Origin of the sequence: Archangium lipolyticum (assembly GCF_024623785.1) — a bacterium.
Classification (GTDB): Bacteria; Myxococcota; Myxococcia; order Myxococcales; family Myxococcaceae; genus Archangium; species Archangium lipolyticum.
Genome location: NZ_JANKBZ010000036.1, coordinates 48,009 through 67,756, shown reverse-complemented (window position 1 = coordinate 67,756; position 19,748 = coordinate 48,009). Strand labels below are relative to the sequence as shown.

Annotated in this window: 16 protein-coding genes; 9 read left to right on the top strand and 7 right to left on the bottom strand. The window is 68.8% G+C overall.

Annotated elements, in window-relative coordinates; all coding sequences use genetic code 11:
* Positions 1–24 precede the first annotated feature (24 nt).
* A complete protein-coding gene (locus tag NR810_RS43980; RefSeq protein ID WP_257461517.1) occupies positions 25–345 on the top strand; it encodes a hypothetical protein in 321 nt (106 codons plus the stop codon).
* Between the two features lie 246 nt (positions 346–591).
* Positions 592–4,188 (top strand): PAS domain S-box protein, encoded by a 3,597-nt coding sequence (locus tag NR810_RS43975; RefSeq protein WP_257461516.1) that lies wholly within the window; start codon positions 592–594, stop codon positions 4,186–4,188.
* 22 nt (positions 4,189–4,210) lie between these two features.
* Here NR810_RS43975 and ycaC read toward each other — a convergent pair whose 3' ends face one another.
* From ycaC to NR810_RS43955, 4 genes are all read right to left on the bottom strand, one after another.
* Complete coding sequence (ycaC, locus tag NR810_RS43970; RefSeq protein ID WP_257461514.1) at positions 4,211–4,858, bottom strand: isochorismate family cysteine hydrolase YcaC; 648 nt, start codon at positions 4,856–4,858, stop codon at positions 4,211–4,213.
* Between the two features lie 159 nt (positions 4,859–5,017).
* A complete protein-coding gene (locus NR810_RS43965; protein ID WP_257461513.1) occupies positions 5,018–6,277 on the bottom strand; it encodes an LbetaH domain-containing protein in 1,260 nt (419 codons plus the stop codon).
* A gap of 108 nt (positions 6,278–6,385) precedes the next feature.
* Complete coding sequence (locus NR810_RS43960) at positions 6,386–7,777, bottom strand: hypothetical protein (RefSeq protein ID WP_257461511.1); 1,392 nt, start codon at positions 7,775–7,777, stop codon at positions 6,386–6,388.
* 548 nt (positions 7,778–8,325) lie between these two features.
* Positions 8,326–9,054, bottom strand: a complete 729-nt coding sequence (locus NR810_RS43955; protein ID WP_257461510.1) for a hypothetical protein — start codon at positions 9,052–9,054, stop codon at positions 8,326–8,328.
* On the opposite strand from NR810_RS43955, the gene NR810_RS43950 reads away from it, so the two are divergent.
* Positions 9,055–9,684 (top strand): NAD(P)H-dependent oxidoreductase, encoded by a 630-nt coding sequence (locus tag NR810_RS43950; RefSeq protein WP_257461509.1) that lies wholly within the window; start codon positions 9,055–9,057, stop codon positions 9,682–9,684.
* Between the two features lie 14 nt (positions 9,685–9,698).
* Here the strand turns inward: NR810_RS43950 and NR810_RS43945 are convergent, their stop codons facing one another.
* Positions 9,699–10,700 (bottom strand): MBL fold metallo-hydrolase, encoded by a 1,002-nt coding sequence (locus NR810_RS43945; protein WP_257461506.1) that lies wholly within the window; start codon positions 10,698–10,700, stop codon positions 9,699–9,701.
* Between the two features lie 111 nt (positions 10,701–10,811).
* Here NR810_RS43945 and NR810_RS43940 point away from each other — a divergent pair, with 111 nt between their 5' ends.
* The 4 genes from NR810_RS43940 (at position 10,812) to NR810_RS43925 (ending at position 15,118) form a co-directional block, all read left to right on the top strand.
* Positions 10,812–11,750 carry a LysR family transcriptional regulator gene (locus NR810_RS43940; protein ID WP_257461502.1) on the top strand — a complete coding sequence of 313 codons (939 nt, stop codon included), beginning with the start codon at positions 10,812–10,814 and terminating at the stop codon, positions 11,748–11,750.
* A 166-nt stretch (positions 11,751–11,916) separates the two neighbouring features.
* Positions 11,917–14,208: a molybdopterin-dependent oxidoreductase gene (locus NR810_RS43935; RefSeq protein WP_257461501.1), complete on the top strand. Its 2,292-nt coding sequence runs from the start codon at positions 11,917–11,919 to the stop codon at positions 14,206–14,208.
* Positions 14,209–14,385: 177 nt separating this feature from the next.
* A complete protein-coding gene (locus NR810_RS43930) occupies positions 14,386–14,553 on the top strand; it encodes a hypothetical protein (RefSeq protein WP_257461500.1) in 168 nt (55 codons plus the stop codon).
* Between the two features lie 82 nt (positions 14,554–14,635).
* Positions 14,636–15,118, top strand: coding sequence for a GFA family protein (locus NR810_RS43925; protein ID WP_257461498.1), 483 nt, complete (start codon positions 14,636–14,638; stop codon positions 15,116–15,118).
* Between the two features lie 37 nt (positions 15,119–15,155).
* Here the strand turns inward: NR810_RS43925 and NR810_RS43920 are convergent, their stop codons facing one another.
* The gene (locus NR810_RS43920) at positions 15,156–16,010 is read right to left on the bottom strand and encodes an ergot alkaloid biosynthesis protein (RefSeq protein WP_257461497.1); all 855 of its coding nucleotides are present in this window, start codon (positions 16,008–16,010) and stop codon (positions 15,156–15,158) included.
* Between the two features lie 2 nt (positions 16,011–16,012).
* Positions 16,013–16,453 carry a nuclear transport factor 2 family protein gene (locus NR810_RS43915; protein ID WP_257461495.1) on the bottom strand — a complete coding sequence of 147 codons (441 nt, stop codon included), beginning with the start codon at positions 16,451–16,453 and terminating at the stop codon, positions 16,013–16,015.
* 125 nt (positions 16,454–16,578) lie between these two features.
* Here NR810_RS43915 and NR810_RS43910 point away from each other — a divergent pair, with 125 nt between their 5' ends.
* Both NR810_RS43910 and NR810_RS43905 read left to right on the top strand, forming a co-directional pair.
* Entirely contained in the window at positions 16,579–17,208 is a 630-nt protein-coding gene (locus NR810_RS43910; protein WP_257461493.1) for a TetR/AcrR family transcriptional regulator, read from the top strand.
* A gap of 88 nt (positions 17,209–17,296) precedes the next feature.
* Positions 17,297–19,741 (top strand): PAS domain-containing sensor histidine kinase, encoded by a 2,445-nt coding sequence (locus tag NR810_RS43905; RefSeq protein WP_257461492.1) that lies wholly within the window; start codon positions 17,297–17,299, stop codon positions 19,739–19,741.
* Positions 19,742–19,748: the final 7 nt, after the last annotated feature.

Here is a 19,748-nt window from a genome sequence, read left to right as displayed (position 1 = left end):
CTCCCCCCTAATACCGAGGTCCGAATGCGTTCAGGATGGGTCGTACGTCGCTGGGTTGTCGCGAGCGCGATGTCGCTGCTGGTGGGTTGCGGTCCGGAGTTGCTCGAGGAGAAGCACACGCAGGAGCCGGTCACGTCCGGCGAGCAGGAGATGGTCGGCGGCACCAGCAAGACGCTCAGCGGCAGCTGTTCTGGGAGCGAGGAGCTGTGCAACGGGGTGTGTACCGACACCCTGAGTGACCTCAACAACTGTGGCTGGTGCGGTATGCGGTGCCCGGGCAACGTGTGCTGGTATGGCACCTGCTACCAGTGTGATTCCAATTACACGAATTGCGTCGCCATCTGACCGACTTCCGCTGACCAGGGCCTCCTGGCGGACGTACCCCGTCAGGAGGTCCATGCTGGACGCGCCGTTCTTCCGGGTGGAATCGCCCACGGCCTGGTACCTGAACGAGCGGCGATGCCCTTCCATGTCCGCCCGCTCCCACCGGGGGAACGCCTCTTTCCGAGCGTTGTTATGTCCGTCCGATGGGGCCGTCTTCCCCATCTGATGGGGAGCCATTATCTCCACTCTCGGGGGAGGAATAGCGCCGTGAATCTCGAGACGCATCGGCCAACGTCCCCGCCTGCCTCGCTGGCCGATGTGCTGGAGGCCCGGCGTGACGACATCATCCACCACTGGGTGGAACGGCTGAGCGAGGAGCTGGCCCCTGCGCCCCGCCCCCAGGGCGTGCTGGAGGACCACATCGGCGACTACCTCCAGGAACTGACCACGGTGCTTCACCGGGCCGGGCAGGCAGGAGCCGCCGCGGTACCGGAGCGCAGCGCCGAGGCCCGGGAGCACGGCAGCCAGCGCCTGCGCATCGGCTTCGACCTGCCGGTGCTGGTGCGGGAGTACGGCCTGCTGCACGAGTGCATCCTCGACTCGGTGGAGGACACGGGCACGCGCGTCACTCCGGCCGAGCACCGGGCGCTCACCTCCTTCATCGTCCAGGGCATCGCCGAGGCGGCGGACGAGCACACCCGCGCGCAGCGGCTCAACGAGGCGCGGCTCCAGGCGCTGTTGGACCATGCCCCCGTCTCCATCTACGCCAAGGACGTCGAGGGACGCCACTTCATCACCAACCGGCACCTGCAGGAGGTGCTGGGGCTCTCGCGCGCGCAGATCCTCGGCCGGAACACCTCCGAAATCCTCCCTGGGCCTGGGCCGAACGTCGACGAGATCCGGGCCCATGACGCCCAGGTCCTGGCCGGCCAGACCTGCATCGCCGAGGAAGTGGTGCGGTTCCCCTCGGGACCGCGCACGTACCTGTCCGTGAAGTTTCCCCTGCCGGGGGACGAGGGCACTCCCGCGGCCATCGGCGGCATCTCCACGGACATCACCGAGCGCAAGGAGGCCGAGGCCGCCCGGGCCCGGTTGCTGCGCGAGTCCGAAGCCCAACGCGAGCGCCTGGGTTCACTCTTCCAGCATGCCCCGGCCATGGCCTTCGTGCTGCAGGGACCCGAGCTCGTCGTCACCCTGGCCAATCCCCTCATCGTCCGGCGCCTGGGCGGCCGGGAGCTGGTGGGCAAGCCCCTGCGCGAGGCCATTCCGGAGCTCGTGGAGCAGGGCTACGGCGAGCTTCTCGACAACGTCTACCGCACGGGCAATCCGGCCATGGGCAACGAGGCCCCGGTGTGGGTGACCCCACCCGAGGGAGGGGAACCCGAGGAGTCCTTCTTCAACTACGTCTACACGCCCACGCATGGACCGGACGGCCAGGTGGACGGCGTCTTCGTGCACGTGGTGGAGGTGACGGAGCTGGTGCGCGAGCGCCTCAAGGCGGAAGAGGCGCTGGTGCTGCTGGACACCCTGCTCAACACCGCCCCGGTGGGGCTGGCCTTCCTCGACCGCGACCTGCGCTTCGTGCGCGTCAACCAGATGACGGCCAACGTCTACGGCCGTCCCATCGAGCAGATGCTGGGCCATGACCTGGACGAGCTCGCGCCCTCCGTGTCCCCCGTGCTCACGCCCATCCGCCGTCAGGTGCTGGAAACGGGGCAGCCGGTCTTCGGCCAGGAGGTGACGGGCTCCGCCCCCGGGACGGGCGGAGAGGTGCGCACCTGGCTCCTCAATCACTCCCCGGTGCGCAACCGGGCCGGCGAGGTCATCCTCGTGGCCACCGCGGCGCTGGACATCACGGAGCGCAAGCGCGCCGAGAGTGCGACCGAGGAGCGCTTCCGCCTGCTGGTGGAGGGCGTGGAGGACTACGCCATCTTCATGCTCGACCCCGAGGGCCGGGTGACGAGCTGGAATCCGGGAGCCGAGCGCATCAAGGGTTGGAAGGCGCCGGAGGTCCTCGGCCACTCCATCTCCCTCTTCTACCTCCCCGGGGACGTGGTGGCCGGGGTTCCCGAGGAGACCCTGCGGCTCGCCGCCACCGAGGGGCAGTACCGCGCGGAGGTGCCCCTCTTGCGCAAGGACGGCAGCCGGTTCTGGGCGGACATCCTGCTCACCGCCCTGCGCGACGAGCGGGGAGGCCAGCGAGGCTTCGCGATGATCACCCGCGACATCTCACCGCGGAGGCAGGCCGAGGAGGTGCTGCGCGCGACGACCCAGCGGCTGGAGGCCATCCTGGAGACGGCGGTGGATGGAATCCTCACCATCGACGAGTGGGGCCGCATCCAGAGCATCAACCCGGCCACCGTGCGCATCTTCGGCCATCCCCCCGAGCAACTGCTCGGCCGCGACATCCGCCACCTGGTGCCCGAGCCCTTCTCGAGCGGCAATCTCCAGCCAGGGGCGTGCAAGGCGCCCGGCGGCACGCGCGAGGTGCGGGGCCGGCGCGAGGATGGGAGCCACTTCCCCCTGGAGCTCTCCGTCAGCGAGACCCGCCTGTCACAGGGACGCTTCTTCACCTGCATCGTGCGCGACATCACCGCGCGCAAGCGCGCCGAGGAGGCGCAGGCCCTGTTCGTCCGGGTGGGCACGCTGCTGTCCCAGTCGCTCGACGTCCACACCACCCTCGAGAGTCTCGCCTCGCTGGTGGTGTCCCATCTGGCCGACTACTGCGTCCTGTTCCTGCTGGGGGAGGACGGGCAGCTGCGCCGGCTGGAGCTCACGGCCCGGGACCCGGAGATGCAAGCGCTCATCCACCGCGCACAGCCAGTCCCGGCCCAGGTCGCGAGCACCAGCCCCGTGGTCCGGGCCCTGGAGGGCGGCGTGCCCCAGGCCGTGCCGAAGGTCACCCCCGAGTGGCTGGATGCCATCGCCAGCAACGCGGAGCACCGGGCCCTCCTGGAGGGGCTTGCCCCGAAATCCGCGCTCATGGTGCCCCTGGTGGCCAGGGGGCGGAAGCTCGGCGTCATCGCCTTCGCCTGGACCCAGTTCCGCCCCACGTGCGCCACGACGGACCAGGAGGTGGCCCTGGGCGTGGCCGATCGCGCGGCCATGGCGCTGGACAACGCGCGGCTCTACCAGGAGGCCCAGGAGGCCATCCGGGTGCGCGAGGACGTGGTGGCCATCGTCAGCCACGACCTGCGCACGCCCCTCAACGCCATCACCCTGTCGGCCACGAGCCTGCTCAAGCGCGGGAACCTGGACGCGCACACCGCCAAGGCCACCCACCGGATCCGCTCGGCGGCGGATCGGGCCGGCCGGATGATCCGGGACCTGCTCGACTTCAACCAGGCACGCATGCGGGGCATCCCCACCCACCGCGGGCCCCTGGACTTCCACGAGCAGGTCCTGCGCGTGGTGAAGGAGGTGCGGCTCGCCCATCCAGACAGGCACATCGCGTTCCACTCCAGCGGAGAGGGCTGGGGCGAGTGGGATGGGGACCGGCTGGCCCAGGTGGTGACGAACCTCGTGGGCAATGCGCTCCAGCACGGCCCGGCGGGCTCGCCCGTGCGGGTATCCACCCGGAGCGAGGATTCGAGCGTCCTGCTCGAGGTGCACAACGAGAACGTGGGTCGCGCCATCCCACCGGAGGTGCTGGCGAAGCTCTTCGAGCCCTACCGGCGGGGACCCGAGGCCGGGGCGGGTCAGGGCAGCCTCGGCCTGGGGCTCTTCATCACCCGGCAGATCGTCCTCGCGCATGGCGGGAGCATCGACGTGCGCTCCACGCCCGAGGAGGGAACCACCTTCACCGTGCGCCTGCCGCGGCACTCCTCCACCAGCCCCTCCTTCACCCCAGGGGCCAACACGTAGCGCGGCCGTCCGCGCGTCCAGCTCAGGGCACGGACTTGGTCAGGGGATTGGCTGCCTTGAACGTGTTGTAGCTGGTCATCAGGTTACGGTAGTCGGGGATGTGCTTCGAGAACAGCGCGCCCAGACCCTCGATGTCACGGCGCCAGTCGCGGTGCAGCTCGCAGGCGACGGCGAACCACGTCATGAGCTGCGCGCCCGCCGCGGACATCCGGTCCCAGGAGGAGTGGCGCACGACCTCGTTGAACGTGCCAGAGGCATCCGTCACGACGAACACCTCGAAGTCCTCGGCGAGGGCCGACAGCGTCGGGAAGGCAACGCAGACCTCGGTCACGACGCCCGCGATGATGAGCTGCTTGCGTCCGGTGGCCTTCACCGCCTTGACGAAGTCCTCGTTGTCCCAGGCGTTGATCTGCCCGGGGCGCGGGATGAAGGGTGCATCCGGGAACTTCTCCTTGAGCTCCGGAATCAGCGGACCGTTGGGACCCTGCTCGAAGCTGGTCGTCAGGATGGTGGGGAGCTTGAAGTAGGCCGCGAGGTCGGCCAGGGCGAGCACGTTGTTCTTGAACTGGTCCGGGTTGAAATCGCGGACCAGCGACAGCAGACCGGCCTGGTGGTCCACCAGCAACACCGCGGCGTTATCCCTCTCGAGACGGCTGTAGGGCTTGCTCATTTCACTCTCTTTTCGTGGTTGTGGGTTCGCCGCCGTGGCGGCGTGTCGTGATGAGTGGATGACTACCTGATGACAGCAGCGGTCGAATCCCCCGCCTGGGGGACCCAGCACTCCCCCTTCGATTCTGCTCGGCCCCACCCAGCCTGGCCCAGTTGAGGACTAGGTCCGCTCGCGGGAGCGGGTCCCGGAAGGCGCGGCGTCCGTCTCATCGATGGCGCTGATGGGCTGCAGGTCTCCGCGCGAGACATGATCGAGCGCCTCGGCGATGGCGTCGATCTCATCGTGGAGCTGATGCACCGAGCGGAGCGCCTCCGCGTCCAGCGCCCCCGCGGCTTCGGGTCCGGCGGTGCGCAGCCGCATCAACTGCGCGCCCATTCCGTCGAGCGTCCACATCAGCCGGGTCAGCTCCGCGTCGAGGCGCTCGGCGTTCTGGAGCATCAGTCCGCGCTGGCGGCGCTGGCCGTCGATGGCCGCCACCGCCTGGGTGAGTGACTGGCGAACCAGCGGATCCGTGGCCTGGGCGATGCGCTGCTCGAGCTCCGCCTTCTCCTTGTCGAGGAACGCGAGGCTCTCGGGGGAGCACTCCTGGCGCAGCATGCGCTCGCGCTGGAGCAGCCCCAGGCACGTCTCGCGCAGCCCGCTCGCCGTTTCGGAGGAGACGCCGAGGAACTCGCGCACCTGCTCGGGCGCCTGCCGCAGCTCGGCCTCGATGCGCTCACACGCGGCGAGCAGGCGCGCCTCTCGAGGGTCCTGCACCGGGGCCGGCTGGGCGGGCTTCGGCTCCGCCCGCGCGCCCATGCCCGGGGACCAGGTGCTCCCCGGCATCATCCGTGTCCCCGCCGGCACGTGGGCACCCGCCTTGACGGTGGAGCCCGCGCCCACCCGGGCCCCCTGTCCCACCGTCGCGCCCGCCTTGACGGCCGCGCCATAACCGACGACAGCGTCCGCTTCGAGCACCGCCCGTTGTCCCACCGTGGCGCCCATGCGCACCACCGCGCCCGACTTCACCACCGCCCCCGCACGCACCGTCGCGCCCATCTCCACCGTCGCGCCCGGCTCGATGACCGCGTCCTCGGCCACTGCCGCGCCCATGCCAATGTGTGGGCGCATCGGGTCCTTCTGCACGAGCGACGCGGGCAGGCTGGTGCTCAAGACATTCCTCACGGCACCGAGGCGCAGCGCAGCGCCGAACAGGATGAGCAGCGCTCCGATGAGGGTCACCACCGGCTGGCGGGTGGCGATGCCCACCGCGACCAGGGCGGCGCCCAGCGCCACGCCTCCATTGGACACGCCCGGAGCTCTCGGCGGGAGTGGAGGCGGAGCCACGGGACGCGGCGGAGGGGGCGGGCCGAGCGCCGCGCTCAACCGCTCCAGGCGCCGCCTCAGTGCTTCGGAGTCCTTCGGAGTGCTTCGGGACATGGCCGCTCCTCTCGGAGGCCGCTCGTACCCGGTCCTCCGCCCCGGCGTCAACGTAGCGAAACATGAGGGCCCCCGTGAGGCCCTCATGCGTTGGCCAGGGCCGCGATTCTACTTCAACGCACCCGCCGGAATCTCGACCACGTACGCGTCGACGTCCGTGGCGCTGCCAGTGCCCCAGTTGGAGCTGAAGGCCACCCGGGTGAAGTCACGGTTGACGCTGGCCATCGGCTCGGTCCAGTAACCGTTCGATGCGGTGCGGTGGTGCGCCAGCGTGTAGATGGTCGGGTTGGCCTTCAGCTGCACGGCCATCACCTTGCGGTGCAGCCACTGCTGGGCGCCGCCGTAGTCGGCATAGGTGCTGACCACCACCCAGCCGGGCCTGGCGAACGCCTTGCCCGAGACATGCAACGCCGTCGCGGTGCCGCCCACGTACGTCGAGAACAACGCCGTGCGCACGCCCGTGCGCACGTTCACCATGAACACGTCGCCCGCGTTGGATTGGTAGTCGACGGCCACGTAGATGTCGTCGCCGTTGGTATCCAGCGCGAGGTCCGAGTGCTCGGACTTCGAGTGCAGCTGGGTCTTCGTGCTGAAGTCCCGCGAGAACGCCACCGTGCCCAGCGCACCGTCGCTGGAAACCACACACGAGTTACCGCTCGGGGACATGCTCACATGGTCGGGACGCTCGCCGTGGGTGTCATACGTGCCCAGGATGGTGTCGGTCTCGCGGTCCCAGGTGAACACGCCCAGGCTGCTCCAGTCGCTCGTGTCGACCATGAAGCACCAGTAGCGTCCGTCCGCCGAGGGAGAGCCCTCCGACTTCGTCCATGCCGCCGCCGCGGCCGGCCACCGGGCCTTCAGCCTCGCGCCAAAGTCGCCCACGACGCGGGAGGCCCCGGTCGACACGTTCAGCTCGTGGAGCGTCATGCCGACGCCATTGGTGGGCAGGTAGTACAGCAGGTCCGGGTTCGTCGGGTGCCACTGCGGCTCCGCGTCGCCACCCGGGCCCGATAGCTTCTTCAGGCGCACGCGGGTGTTGGCGTCATACACATGCCAGGAGCCATCGAGGGCGTACACCAGCTGCTTCGTGCTGTTCGCGTTGAAGGCCTGCCGACGCGAGTAGTCGTTCCGGGTAAAGCCCGCTACGCCGTCAGCGGCGTGGTCGGTGGCGCGCACGACGCATGTCTTGTAGGTGGGCTCCGAAACCGCCACGCCCTTGGCGGGCTTCGCCACCGTGGGAACGGGGTTGGCCTGACGGGTGCTGGTGAGCGCGAAGTCGGGGGGATAGAACGTGGCACACGCGGGGCTGAGCGTCGGCTCGCTCACGGGGTCCTGCTGCGTGCTGCGCTGGCACGTCTTGAACCGCCCCGGAGCGGGGTCCGGATTGAAGAAGCAATACACGCTGCCCGCGGGCAGCTCTCGAGTGACCCAGCTATCCCCCTGACCGAACCTGACCGTCGACGGCTCGGTCAGCGTGAAGGTCTGATACTGGTTCGCCACTGTCTCCCATCCCGCTGGTGCGACCGCGGACTCGGCCGACTCGGAGCCGGGCACGGTTTCCGCTGTAGAAGGCGTGCTGCGGTCGACCGCTCCGTCGCCACAGCCCACCAAGGTCAGACACACCCACGCGACTCTCCACATCCTCACGTCGCATTTCAAAACAGGATTCATGTCGAATACCCCCAGGTGTCTTCCAACAGCAACCTGTTGTCAGGGTATTCATCATGAAACAGAATTGCAAGAGTTACGCGTTTTCCTGCTTGATGAGACGGTGTGACGTTCCATGATTCCCGAGTGAGAGGAATTGCCGTCACCCGCGTTCGTGCTCCAGAGCAAGCCCTGGACCAACAGCGGGGGGCGCTCCGCCCCGGGGGAGGAACGAGCCTTTTCATGCCTGGAGCGACAGGGCCCGTGGTGTGGACCGTCCCCCCCCAGAGTGTGGGGCGGTGCCCCCGAACCGCGGGCGCGGAGCGCTCGTCCGTTCGGGCGGCCGCACCGCGGGGGCAGCACCCGTCAGCGGCTCTCCTCGGCCCCTCCCCCCTCTCCGTCTACTGCTCCTGGGTCCGGGCGTTGTGCTTCCGCACCCAGTCGAGCTCCCGGGCCTTCCGGGTGTCGAGCAGGCCCACGCCCAGGGTGGCCGGGGTGCGGAACGAGAGCCCCGCGGTGAGTCCCCATCGGGGCTCGCTCCCCAGCACGCCCGCGCTGGCCTCGACGAAGAGCCCCAGGCCCTGGAAACCGGACCACCCCCGATACTGGAAGAGAAGGCCCCGCTCCTCACGCGAGCCATGCGTCTCGCGCGCCCACTCCACCGAGAACCGGGTGGCGAGCTCCACCCCCAGGCCGTCACCGAAGAGGCCGCGCACCTGTCCATGCACGCCGTAGCGGCGGAAGACGACGCCCTGGTTGACGGGGATGGGGCCAAGACGCACGCCCCCCTCGGCACCAGAAGCCCGGACGCCGCCAGCGCGGCCGGGGGACATCTTCTCCTCGGGGATCAGCATCCCCAATGCGAAGAGAGGGCCATGCACCAGGCGCTCACCGGGCATGGGCTGGAAGAGGTAGCCCGCTTTCACGTCCCACGTGCTTCCCTGGTGGGGCGTCTGGGGATGCCAGCCCGAGATGGGGATGGAGGCCTGATAGCTCGGCACGGTGCGCACCGAGCGCGAGCGCTCATCCCAGGCAGGGCCAAAGCCCACCTGCGCCTCCAGCGGGGGCGTGGCCCAGGCGTAGCACCCGGTCTGCATCAACCCCATCACCGCCAGAATCCACCGACGCATGTGCTCCTCCCTACCGCCGTACAAGTCGTCATCCCGGGAGGGTTGCCCGGCGACGTCCAGGGGCTACGGGCTGCTTCGCGCGTGGTGGCGGGAGCTGTGTCCCGCTCGCTCCACCCTCGAAGTCCGAGAGCTCACGCTGTTTCTTCATGCGTCACCCATACCATCACGACCGAGCTCGAGAAGCTCCTGCGGTGCGATGTGCTCATCTTCCAATTCCCGCTCTGGTGGTTCTCCCTCCCGGCCATCCTCAAGGGCTGGGTGGACCGGGTGTTCGCCATGGGGACCATCTACGGTGGAGGCCAGTGGTTCGACGCCGGGAAGCTGCGGGGGAAACGGGCCATGCTCTCGTTGACCACGGGGGGCTCGGAGCCCATCTTCTCCGAGGCCGGGTTGTTCGGCCCCCTGGAGCAGCTGCTCCTCCCCATCCACTACGGCATCCTGCGTTTCACGGGGTTCGACGTCCTGCCCCCGTTCGTGGCCTGGAGCGCCGCGCATGTCGGAGACGAGGGGCGGGCCCGCTACCTCGAACAGTATGGCCAGCGGCTCGTCTCGCTCGGTTCGACGGAGCCGCTGCGTTTCCTTCCGCTCTCCGAGTACGACCCGGTGACGTTCACCCGCAGGCTGGGCTGAGTGGCCCCCGGACGTCAGGGCTCATGGCGGTCGCGATAGTCCACTGGCACGAACGTGTAGCCACGTTCCTCCGCGCGGATGTGGCCAATCCCGGGGTACGGCAGATGCGGTGCCGCCACCAGCGCGCGGTCGCTCGCCGCCGCGGCGAACTGACTCTCACGCTGAGCCGCGGCGTCGCTGGGTCTGACGTCATAGACAATCGTGATCGCCGTTTTCGGGAACTGCACGGCGGCCACGTGGACGATGTCGCCAATGAATGTGATCGACTCGCCCCTGCTCTCCACCCGGTAGAAGCCATGCCCGGGGGTGTGGCCGGGCGTCGGGATGGCCTTGATGCCGGGGAAGAGCCAGGTCTCCCGGCTGAACGCATGAACCTTCCCCGCCTTCACGTAGGGCCCAACGGTCTTGACCGCCTCCTCGAAGTACTTCTTGTCATAGCCATTGACGCCGCCCTGGTTCGCGGGATTGAGGAAGAAGTCCAGATCCCCCCTGCCGACGTGCACCGTGGCATTGGGGAACACCCTGTTGCCCTCGCTGACGAGACCGCCGCTGTGATCCGTGTGGATGTGCGTCAGCAGGATGTCGTCGATCTGCTCTGGCTCGTATCCCGCCAGCTTGAGGCTGCCGAGGAGCTTGCCGCCATAGCCCGGCCCGAACAAGCCGCCGGCGCCGGTATCGACCAGGATCAGCCGGCGCCCCGTGTCGATCAGGAAGGCCGTGATGGAAGCCTCGACAGGATTGCTCAAGAAGGCATGGTGGAGCATCTTGTCGATCTCCGCGGGTGATTCTCCCTGGAGGAGCACGTGCAGATCCTGCGGCACGGTGCCGTCGGACAGCGCGGTCACCTGGAAGTCACCGACGCGGTAACGATAGACACCCGGTACCTGCGCCCTCCGTTGGGCGACGCTTGTTCCGGCGGTAGCAGGCGACGCCGCCTCGGTGGCGAGTGGCAAGGCGGCGGAGAACAGGGCCGCCACCGCGGCTACGCTGTCGAGAAGAAGTCGATGGAAACGCATGTTTTCTCCCGTGGGGATGCCGTGGCGCCAGGTGCGAACCACGTGGGTGGATACATACGGCGGCTCGGCGCCCCTCGTGAGTCGAGCGCGTTTATAGGAGGTATAGTCGCAATGGATATCCGGCGGGCGGACCTGCCCCTGCTCATTTCCCTGGACGTGTTGCTCGAGGAATTGAATGTGACACGTGCGGCCCGCCGTCTGAACGTGAGTCAGCCGGCGCTCTCCGCCCAGCTTGGCCGCTTGCGTGAGCTGTTCAAGGACCCCCTGCTCGTTCCTTCCGAGGCGGGTCGCGGAATGGCCCCCACGCCGCGGGCTCTCGAGTTGCAGCCGGCCTTGCACCAGGCGCTTCTCGACCTGCAAAGCGCCGTCGTGAACCGCGTTGAGTTCAACCCGCGGGAGGCGCAGCACCATTTCACGATCGCGCTCAACGACAACTTCTTCACGATCATCGGTCTCGCCGTGGCCCGGGAGATCCTCGAGCTCGCCGGACCCGGTATCCGTCTGAGCTTCGTCGCGCCGAACGAGGAGAACCTGACCTACCGGATGGAGCGTGGCGAGATCGACCTCTATATCGGCATCTCAACCAAGATTCCCGAAGCGCTCAAGAGCCGGCTCCTGCTCACCGACGAGTTCTGCTTCGCGCAGCGCAAGGAGCATCCAAGAGGCCGGGAGGCTCCCACGCTCGAAGACTACTGCCAGCTCAATCATGTCATGGTTTCCCAGGGAGGCCGCCTTCATAGCGCGATCGACGACGTCCTCGCGCGGCATGGCAAGGTGCGCCGTGTCGCCGTCACCGTCCCGAACTACAATCAGGTCGCACTCGTCCTCGCCGATACGGACTGTGTCGCCACACTCCCCAGGAGGCTTCTCCAGCGCTACGCGTCGGGCCTCGAGCTCCTGCCACTGCCCTTCCCGATGCCGCCATTCGACCTCGCGATGGGTTGGCATGCCCGTGCCCAGCACGATCCCGCGCACCAATGGCTGAGGGAGCGTTTCGTTCGCGCGGCCACCCCCCACCGGGCGCCGGCCCAGGAGCGGGTTCCATCGTGAGATGAAGTCCACCCTCGAGCCTCAGCGTCCATCCGTCGTGGCCCGCCGGTCAGCGGTTCTCAACAGCGAAGCGATGGCATGACGTGCGCTCTTGAGCGCGAAGGCGACCGATGATTCGCCCACCTTTGAGATAACGTTCGTTATCCATCTGGCAAGGGGCCCCGCCATGACCACCGAGCAGACCGCCTGCATCCTGTGCTCCCGCAACTGCGGGCTTCGCGTCGAAGTCGAGGGCTCCCGCATCACGAGCATTCGCGGCGACGACTCTCACCCGGTCTCCAAGGGCTACCTCTGCCAGAAGGCCGCGCGGCTGCAGCACTATCAGGAGAACGCGGATCTCCTCGAGCATCCGCTGCGGCGCGAGCCCGACGGCACCTTCGTACGCGTGAGCTGGGACGAGGCGCTGGCGGACATCGCCAGGCGCCTCATCGCCATCCGCGAACGGCACGGTGGGCAGGCATTCGCGTTCTACGGCGGCGGCGGTCAGGGCAACCACCTGGGAGGCGCCTACGGCCGGCAGATCACGAAGGCGATGGGAAGCCGCTTCACCTACAGCGCCCTCGCGCAAGAGAAGACCGGCGACTTCTGGGTCAATGGACGGCTCTTCGGAGACCAGCGATGCCACCTCACCGAGGACGTGGAGCACGCGGACTTCGTGCTGTTCATTGGCACCAACCCGTTCCAGGCGCACGGCATCCCCAACGCACGCGATACCCTGCGCGAGCTGAAGAAGGACCCCGCGCGCCAGATGGTGGTGATCGACCCGCGCAAGACGGAGACCGCTCGCCTGGCCGACGTCCACCTGCAGCTTCGTCCCGGCACCGACGCGTTCCTGATGGCGGCCCTTCTCGCCATCATCGTGCGCGAGGGCCTGCATGACCGCGCGTTCCTCTCGCGGCGCTGCTCCGGCTTCGCCGCGCTGGAGGCGGAGCTGCGCGCGATTCCGGTCGAGGACTTCGTACGCCGGGCCGACGTGCCGCTCGCCGACGTCGAACGCGTTGCCCGGGGTTTCGCCCAGGCCCACACGGCCTGCGTGCGCGTCGACCTCGGCCTGCAACAGAGCCTCCACAGCACGCTCAATTCCTATCTCGAGAAGCTGCTGTTCCTCGTCACCGGCAACTTCGGCAAACGAGGCGGGAACAACTTCCACTCGCTCTTCCTCCCGCTGCTCGGCCACACCGACGAGCGAGAGGCCCGGCACCCCCGCACGGCCCATCACAAGATGTACCCCATCGCCGGCCTCTACCCGCCGAACATCCTGCCGGCTGAGATCGAACATGAGGGAGAGGACCGCATCCGCGCGATGTTCGTCGACAGCGCCAACCCGGCCCTCACGGGCGCGAACACCGCCGCCTATGAGCGAGCACTCTCCAAGCTCGAGCTGCTGGTCGTCGTGGACGTGGCCATGACGGAAACCGCCCGGCTCGCCCACTATGTCCTGCCCGCAGCGACACAGTTCGAGAAGTGGGAGTGCACCGGCTTCAACCTCGAGTTCCCGGACAACGCATTCCACCTGCGCCACCCGGTGTTCCCGCCGCGCGCGGAGGCTCTGCCGGAGCCGGAGCTCTATACGCGCCTGCTCGAGGCGATGGGCGAGCTCCCGGCGTCATTCCCGCTGCTGGAGCGCATCGCCACTCGCGAGCCCGCGGCCACGAAGCACCTCGTCTTCCTCGCGGCGATGAGCGCCATGCTGGCGAGGAAGCCCAGGCTTCGGCACTTCGCCGCCTCCATCATCTACCGTACCCTGGGAAGGGCGCTCCGGACTCCGCGCGCGAACGCCTCGCGCGTTCCGCCCGCCGCGGCGGCGCCCCTCCTGGCGCTGGCCCTCCAGATGGCGAACCGGGAGCCCGCCGCCGTGCGTCGCGCCGGGCACCGGGGCAACCGGCTCACGTTGGGCGTGTCGTTGTTCCACGCCATTCTGGATCGCCCCGAGGGCACCCTCGTCACCCGGCATGAGCTCGAGGACACGTGGTCGTTCATCCGGCACCGCGATGGGCGCATCCATCTCGACATCCCCGAGATGCTCGAGGCGCTTCGCGCGCTTCGCGACGAACCCTCGTCGAACCACCCCCTGGTGCTGCTCGCCGGTGAGCGCCGGGGATACAACGCGAACCAGATCTACCGTGACCCGGCGTGGCGGAAGACCGACCCCGACGGTGCCATGCGGATGCACCCCGACGACGCTCGCGCGCTCGGGTTGCGGCAAGGTGCGCGCGCCCTCTGCACATCGGCGGCGGGTGAGATTCCCGTCACCATCGAGCTCGACGAGATGCTCCGCCCGGGCATGGTCACTCTTCCCCACGGATACGGCATGCGCTATCGCGGGGGCGAGCCGAACGGCCCGCAGCTCAATCGCCTCACGGCGAGCGAGCATTGCGATCCGCTCGCGCGCACGCCGTACCACAAGCACGTCCCGGTGAGCGTGCGCGCCATCCAAGATGCCCCCGAGCCGTCGTAGGGCTCGGGGGGACAGGCGGAGGCGCGTTCCCGCTGAGCGGGCCGGCGGGCAGGGGCTCGACGCATCCCCAGGGAGCAGGCAGCAGAACGGAGACAGGCCGGTGTGGCCGGGCGCGAGACGAGGCGCGGCCCCAGTTTGGTGGAAGGCAGCACCCTCACCTCACCTCTGGAGGTTGCCATGGACGAAAAGCCCAAACCCTCTCCTCCACCTCTCAAGCCCCACGGGGATCGTCTGCACGATGTGCTTCGCAAGAGCGGCCTGAGCGAGGAGGAGGACGACACATCCCCCAAGCGCGAGGGACAACGGCAGGAAGGCACTGAAGCACCGCGCGAGCCGACGTCCTAGAACCGAGGGACGGTCTCCACCTCACATACCGCCCCCCTCTCCCACTGGGCGAGGGCCGTCGAGTGGGGTAGGTACTCCGCTCATGAACGATTGGAATCTTCCCTGGGAAGGCGGATGCCGTTGCGGACAGGTGCGGCTGAGGATCAGCGCACCGCCCCTCCTCACGATGGCCTGCCACTGCACGGGCTGCCAGCGGATGAGCGCGAGCGCCTTCTCCTTGAGTGTGGCAATCCCGACCGAGGGGTTCCTGGTCACGAAGGGCGAGCCTGTCATTGGAGGCCTCCACGGCTCGCCCCGTCATTACTTCTGCCCGTACTGCATGAGCTGGATGTTCACGCGGCCCGAGGGCCTGGACATGTTCGTCAACGTCCGCGCGACGATGCTCGATGACGCCAGCTGGTTCACCCCGTTCATCGAGACGTATACGAGCGAGAAGCTCCCCTGGGCGAGCACGCCCGCCGTTCACAGCTACGCGAAGTTCCCGGAGTTCAGCGACTACGAAGGGCTGACGGCGGAGTATGCGAAGAAGGCCGTGAAACCGGCGGCAGGCAACAGCCACCGGTAGGCCTCGACCGCCAGGGCAACCCAGAAGCCGGCACGGCTCAGCCCTGCTTCCGCCAGGCCGACACCGAGGCCCGGGCGAAGTCCACGAAGTCCCTCGGAGGCCGCCCCGTCACCTGCTCGACGGTGGCGGTCGTCCGATCTTCCGCCCCGCGGGCAATGGCTCCATCCATGGACGCCAGCAGCGCGGCGTAGTCCCGCGTCAGCCCCAGGCGGCTCCAGCGCTCGGCGAGCGCCTCTTCCGACAGGTTGACGTGGCGCACGGGCCGGCCCAGCGCCGCACCGAGAATGCCCGCCGCTTCCCCGTAGCTCAGCGCCCGAGGCCCCGTCAGCAGGTGCGCCGTGTTGTGCGCCTTCTCGTCGATGAGCGCCCGGACCCCCACCTCCGCGATGTCGTCGGCGTCGATGAAGGGCACCCGCCCCTCGCCCGTCGCCGAGTACAGCGCCCCTTCGTCTCGCACGGTGGCCTGGTGCTGCCCCTCGGAGAAGTTCTGCATGAACCACGAGGGGCGCAGCACCGTCCACTCCGGCGCGGTCTCACGCAACAGCCGGTGCACGCCTCCCATGGCCGGTCCGCCCTCTGGCAGCGACGAGGCACTGAGCAGCACGAAGCGACGCACCCCCGCCGCGCGCGCCCGCTCGATGAACGCCGACATGATCGGCAGCGGATCCGGCTCCCCCACCGGCGCGACCAGGTAGACGCGCTCCACTCCCTCCAGCGCGCGAGCGTGGCCCTCGGGTTGGTTCCAGTCGAAGCGCACGGCCTCGACCCCCTCGGGCCCGCTCCCCGAGCGGCTGGCCAGGCGCACCGGCCACCCCAGCTCCGTCAGCCTCCGCACGACGCGGCCACCCGTCTTGCCCGTACCACCCGTCACCAGAATCCCAGGCTTGCTCATGGTCAGCCCTCCTTGATGATGTCCAGGGCCCGCAGCGCGATCAGCGGGTTCCAGTAGTCCCGGTACTTCACGATCCGCCCATCCCGGAACTCGACCACCGAGATGTACTTCTGGTTGTACGGCTTGCCGGTGGTCACGGCGCGCCCCTCGCAGGAGAACTCCGCGATGAGCACCCGCCCGTCCTGCGACGGATGGAAGACCGGCTCGCTGAAGCGGTCGATGCGCAGCATCTCGGGGAACCTCCGCAGGTGCTCACGGATGGCCGCCTTGCCGTCGAGCCGCTGCGGGAAGCCTTCGGGGGCATAGGGGAACTCCATCGAGCCGTCCTCGGCCCACATGTCCGCGAAGCCCTCGAAGTCCCCGTCGAGCAGGGCCCGGTATCCCGACACGAACAGCCGGATGTGGGGGTTCTTGAGCGCGTCTTCCTGGTGACTCATCCACATGGTATCTCTCCCCTTTACGTTGGAACGGTTTCGTTGGAACGTCTCCGTTCCGACGTATAAATAGGACAATGAGCGATGGAACGCAAGCGTATCGTCGTAACGTGAAGGCCATGAAGGGGAAGCCCATGCGAAGAACGGAGAGGAAGGTCGCCGGAGCGGCGGTCCTCCAGACCAACGTCACCGCCGCCATCACCCGCGCCCTGTTCCGAGAGCTGGCGAAGACGGGGTATGCCGCGCTGAGCATCGAGGCGGTGGCGAAGCGCGCCGGGGTGGGAAAGGCGGCCATCTACCGGCGCTGGCCCTCGAAGCTGGAGATGGTGTCGGACCTGCTGGCCGAGGTGGGCATCGAGCTGGTCGACATCCCGGACACGGGCTCGCTGCGCGGCGACGTCGTGGCCCTGCTCGAGCAGACCCGCGCCCTGCTGCGCCGGCCGCTGATCGCGCGCATCCTGCCGGACCTGCACGCGGAGATGCGACGCACGCCCGCGCTCGCCTCGGCGGTACGCACGGGAATCCAGCAGGGACGGCGCGCCCGGGCCCAGGAGCTGGTGCGCCGGGCCATCGACCGGGGCGAGCTGTCACCCAACATCGATATCGACCTCGCCCTGGATCTCTTCGGCGCCCTGCTCTACTGGCGTCTCATCGTGACGGGGCAAGCCACCCCGCCGGACTACCTCGAGCGGCTCACCACCCTGACACTCGGCGGCCTGCGCGCGCTCTCCGAGGAGGCGGAGGAGGGCTGGCCCCGAGGGTGAAGAGAACATCTTGGGGCTTGCCAGGCAGTCGGGTGGAGCCACGTCGACGGGCGGCCATCTTCAACAGGTGGCGCACTCATCGTTAGAGATGGACTGGGGGCATTCACACCTCGAGCCCCACTTACCTTCCCCCATTTGCTGGAAGGCGGACGCGAAGAGCCTACGCCTCCTCTCCGTGGAGCCCGTTTCCCGTTGGCTCTCAGGGCAACCCGAGGAGGCACTGGCCAGCCTCCACCCCGTGTTCCTGACGGACCTCGTGCATCCCGCGGACCGGGAGCACACGCTGGAGACGCTGCGCGCCGTGGCGGCGGATGGGAGGGCCCGGCGATGCGTCCACCGGCCCGTCACGGCGGACGGGAGCCCCCAGTGGTGCCTGACCTCGCTCCGGGGGATTCGCGATGGGACCGGACAGGTCCAGGAGCTGACGGGAGTGACGCAGCCCATGAGGGGTCTCCTGTTGCCCAGGGAGGAGCTCCAGCAGCGCGAGTCGGTCCTCCGGCGGATGCTCGCCCAGATGCCCGCCTTCCTGTACCTCACCGACCGGGAGCTGCGCTTCATCGCCACCGCGGGCTCGGAGCTGGCCGGGCCGGGACTGGAGCTGGAGGGGAGGCTGCTGCACGAGGTGCTCGGAGCGGGTGAGGCGTCCTCCCTGGCGCTCTCCGCCCACGGCCGCGCGCTCCAGGGCGAACCGGCGCGCTACGACACCCTGTGGTCCCACCGCACCATCGAGGTGCGCGTCGAGCCGGCCTTCGACGAGGAGGGCCGGTGCGTGGGGACGCTCGGTCTCGCGTTCGACGTGACCGGGCAGCGGCAGGAGGAGGAGGCGCTGCGGACGAACGCGGAACGCCTGCGCACGCTCCTGGAGACGACCTCGGATGCCATCTACCTCAAGGATGGCGAGGGCCGCTGGCTCGAGGCGAACGACGCGGGACTCCAGCTCTTCCGCCTGCCGCGCTCGGCATACCAGGGCCTGACGGACCTCGAGCTCTCCAAGCTCGACGACTTCTACCGGGATGCGTTCATCGCCTGCTACCGCAGCGATCAGCGGACGTGGGAGACGGGAGGCCCCACGCGCCAGGAGGAGATCATTCCCCAGCCGGGTGGAGGCTCCCGCATCGTGGATGTCTCCAAGGTCCCCCTGTACCACCCCAATGGACAGCGCAAGGGGCTCGTCATCCTTGGACGCGACATCACCCGCCGCCGCCTGGCCGAGCAGGAGCGGGATCGGCTGCTGCACCAGGAGAAGCAGGCCCGCGCCGCCGCGGAGGAGGCGCGGCGTCGCTCCGAGTTCCTGTCGTCCGCGAGCCGCGTGTTGGCCGACTCGCTGGATTACGATGCCACGCTGACGACGGTGGCCCGGCTGGGACTGCCCTTCCTGGGCGAGTGGTGCGCGGTGGACCTGATGGGGGAGGACTCGCGCGCCGTCCGGGTGGCCATGGCCCACGCCGAGCCCTCGAGGGAGCCCATCGCCCGGCGGCTCGAGGCCTGTGTGCCGGACGTGGAGGCGCCGGGGGGCATCGCGGAGGTCATCCGCTCCCGGCATCCGCTCGTGCTCACCGCGCCGGACGGAGAGCAGGGGGTGCTGCCCTTGTGTGACCATGGGGGGGCGCACCAGGAGTCCGTGAGGGAGCTGGGATTGCGCTCGGCGCTCTGCGTGCCCCTGGTGGCCCGGGGGCGGACCATGGGGGCGCTCACCTTCGCCTCGGGGGATCCGCGGCGATACCGGGACGAGGACGTGATGCTGGCCGGGGATCTGGCCTGGCGCGCAGCGCTCGCGCTGGACAACGCCCGGCTCTACCGGGAATCCCAGGAGGCCATCCTGGCCCGCGACGAGTTCCTCTCCATCGCCTCGCACGAGTTGCGCACGCCCATCACCGCGCTGCGGTTGGGCATCCAGCGCCTGTTCCGGCTCGCCCGCGGTGGCAAGGAGCCCGCGTGGAAGACGGTGGCCGCCTCCCTGGAAGGGGTGGAGCGGCAGGGCAGGCGCCTGACCCTGCTCATCGACAGCCTCCTGGATGTCTCGCGGCTGCAGTCCCATCACATCCAGCTCGATCTGGAGGAGTTGGATCTCTCGGAGGTGGTCCGCGACGTGGTGGCCCAGTTCGAGGGCGTGCTGGCGCGCACGCACACGCCCCTCTCGCTGCGGGCCGACACCCCCGTGGTGGGCCGGTGGGATCGCTTCCGGCTCGAGCAGGTGGTGACGAACCTTCTCGACAACGCCATCAAGTATGGCGCGGCGGCACCCATCGAGGTGACGGTGGCCCTCGAGGAGGGCTCGGCCGTGCTCACGCTGAGGGATCAGGGCATCGGTATCGCCCCCGAGCGTCTGCCCTTCATCTTCGGAAGGTTCGAGCGGGCGGTGTCCTCACGGCACTACGGTGGGCTCGGACTGGGGCTCTACATCGTGCGGCAGATCGTCGAGATGCATGGCGGTATCATCCAGGTGGAGAGCAGCCCCAGGAAGGGCTCGACCTTCACCGTGCGCCTGCCCCGCTCCTCCCACCCAGTGCGGGAGGAAGGCGTCGAACGATGAACGGGGC

Excerpts from the sequence above, each read along its gene's own strand:
- NR810_RS43980 (WP_257461517.1), top strand. The coding sequence starts at position 25 with ATGCGTTCAGGATGGGTCGTACGTCGCTGGGTTGTCGCGAGCGCGATG.
- ycaC (WP_257461514.1), bottom strand. The coding sequence starts at position 4,858 with ATGAGCAAGCCCTACAGCCGTCTCGAGAGGGATAACGCCGCGGTGTTG.
- NR810_RS43965 (WP_257461513.1), bottom strand. The coding sequence starts at position 6,277 with ATGTCCCGAAGCACTCCGAAGGACTCCGAAGCACTGAGGCGGCGCCTG.
- NR810_RS43955 (WP_257461510.1), bottom strand. The coding sequence starts at position 9,054 with ATGCGTCGGTGGATTCTGGCGGTGATGGGGTTGATGCAGACCGGGTGC.
- NR810_RS43945 (WP_257461506.1), bottom strand. The coding sequence starts at position 10,700 with ATGCGTTTCCATCGACTTCTTCTCGACAGCGTAGCCGCGGTGGCGGCC.
- NR810_RS43940 (WP_257461502.1), top strand. The coding sequence starts at position 10,812 with ATGGATATCCGGCGGGCGGACCTGCCCCTGCTCATTTCCCTGGACGTG.
- NR810_RS43935 (WP_257461501.1), top strand. The coding sequence starts at position 11,917 with ATGACCACCGAGCAGACCGCCTGCATCCTGTGCTCCCGCAACTGCGGG.
- NR810_RS43930 (WP_257461500.1), top strand. The coding sequence starts at position 14,386 with ATGGACGAAAAGCCCAAACCCTCTCCTCCACCTCTCAAGCCCCACGGG.
- NR810_RS43925 (WP_257461498.1), top strand. The coding sequence starts at position 14,636 with ATGAACGATTGGAATCTTCCCTGGGAAGGCGGATGCCGTTGCGGACAG.
- NR810_RS43920 (WP_257461497.1), bottom strand. The coding sequence starts at position 16,010 with ATGAGCAAGCCTGGGATTCTGGTGACGGGTGGTACGGGCAAGACGGGT.
- NR810_RS43915 (WP_257461495.1), bottom strand. The coding sequence starts at position 16,453 with ATGTGGATGAGTCACCAGGAAGACGCGCTCAAGAACCCCCACATCCGG.
- NR810_RS43910 (WP_257461493.1), top strand. The coding sequence starts at position 16,579 with ATGCGAAGAACGGAGAGGAAGGTCGCCGGAGCGGCGGTCCTCCAGACC.
- NR810_RS43905 (WP_257461492.1), top strand. The coding sequence starts at position 17,297 with ATGGACTGGGGGCATTCACACCTCGAGCCCCACTTACCTTCCCCCATT.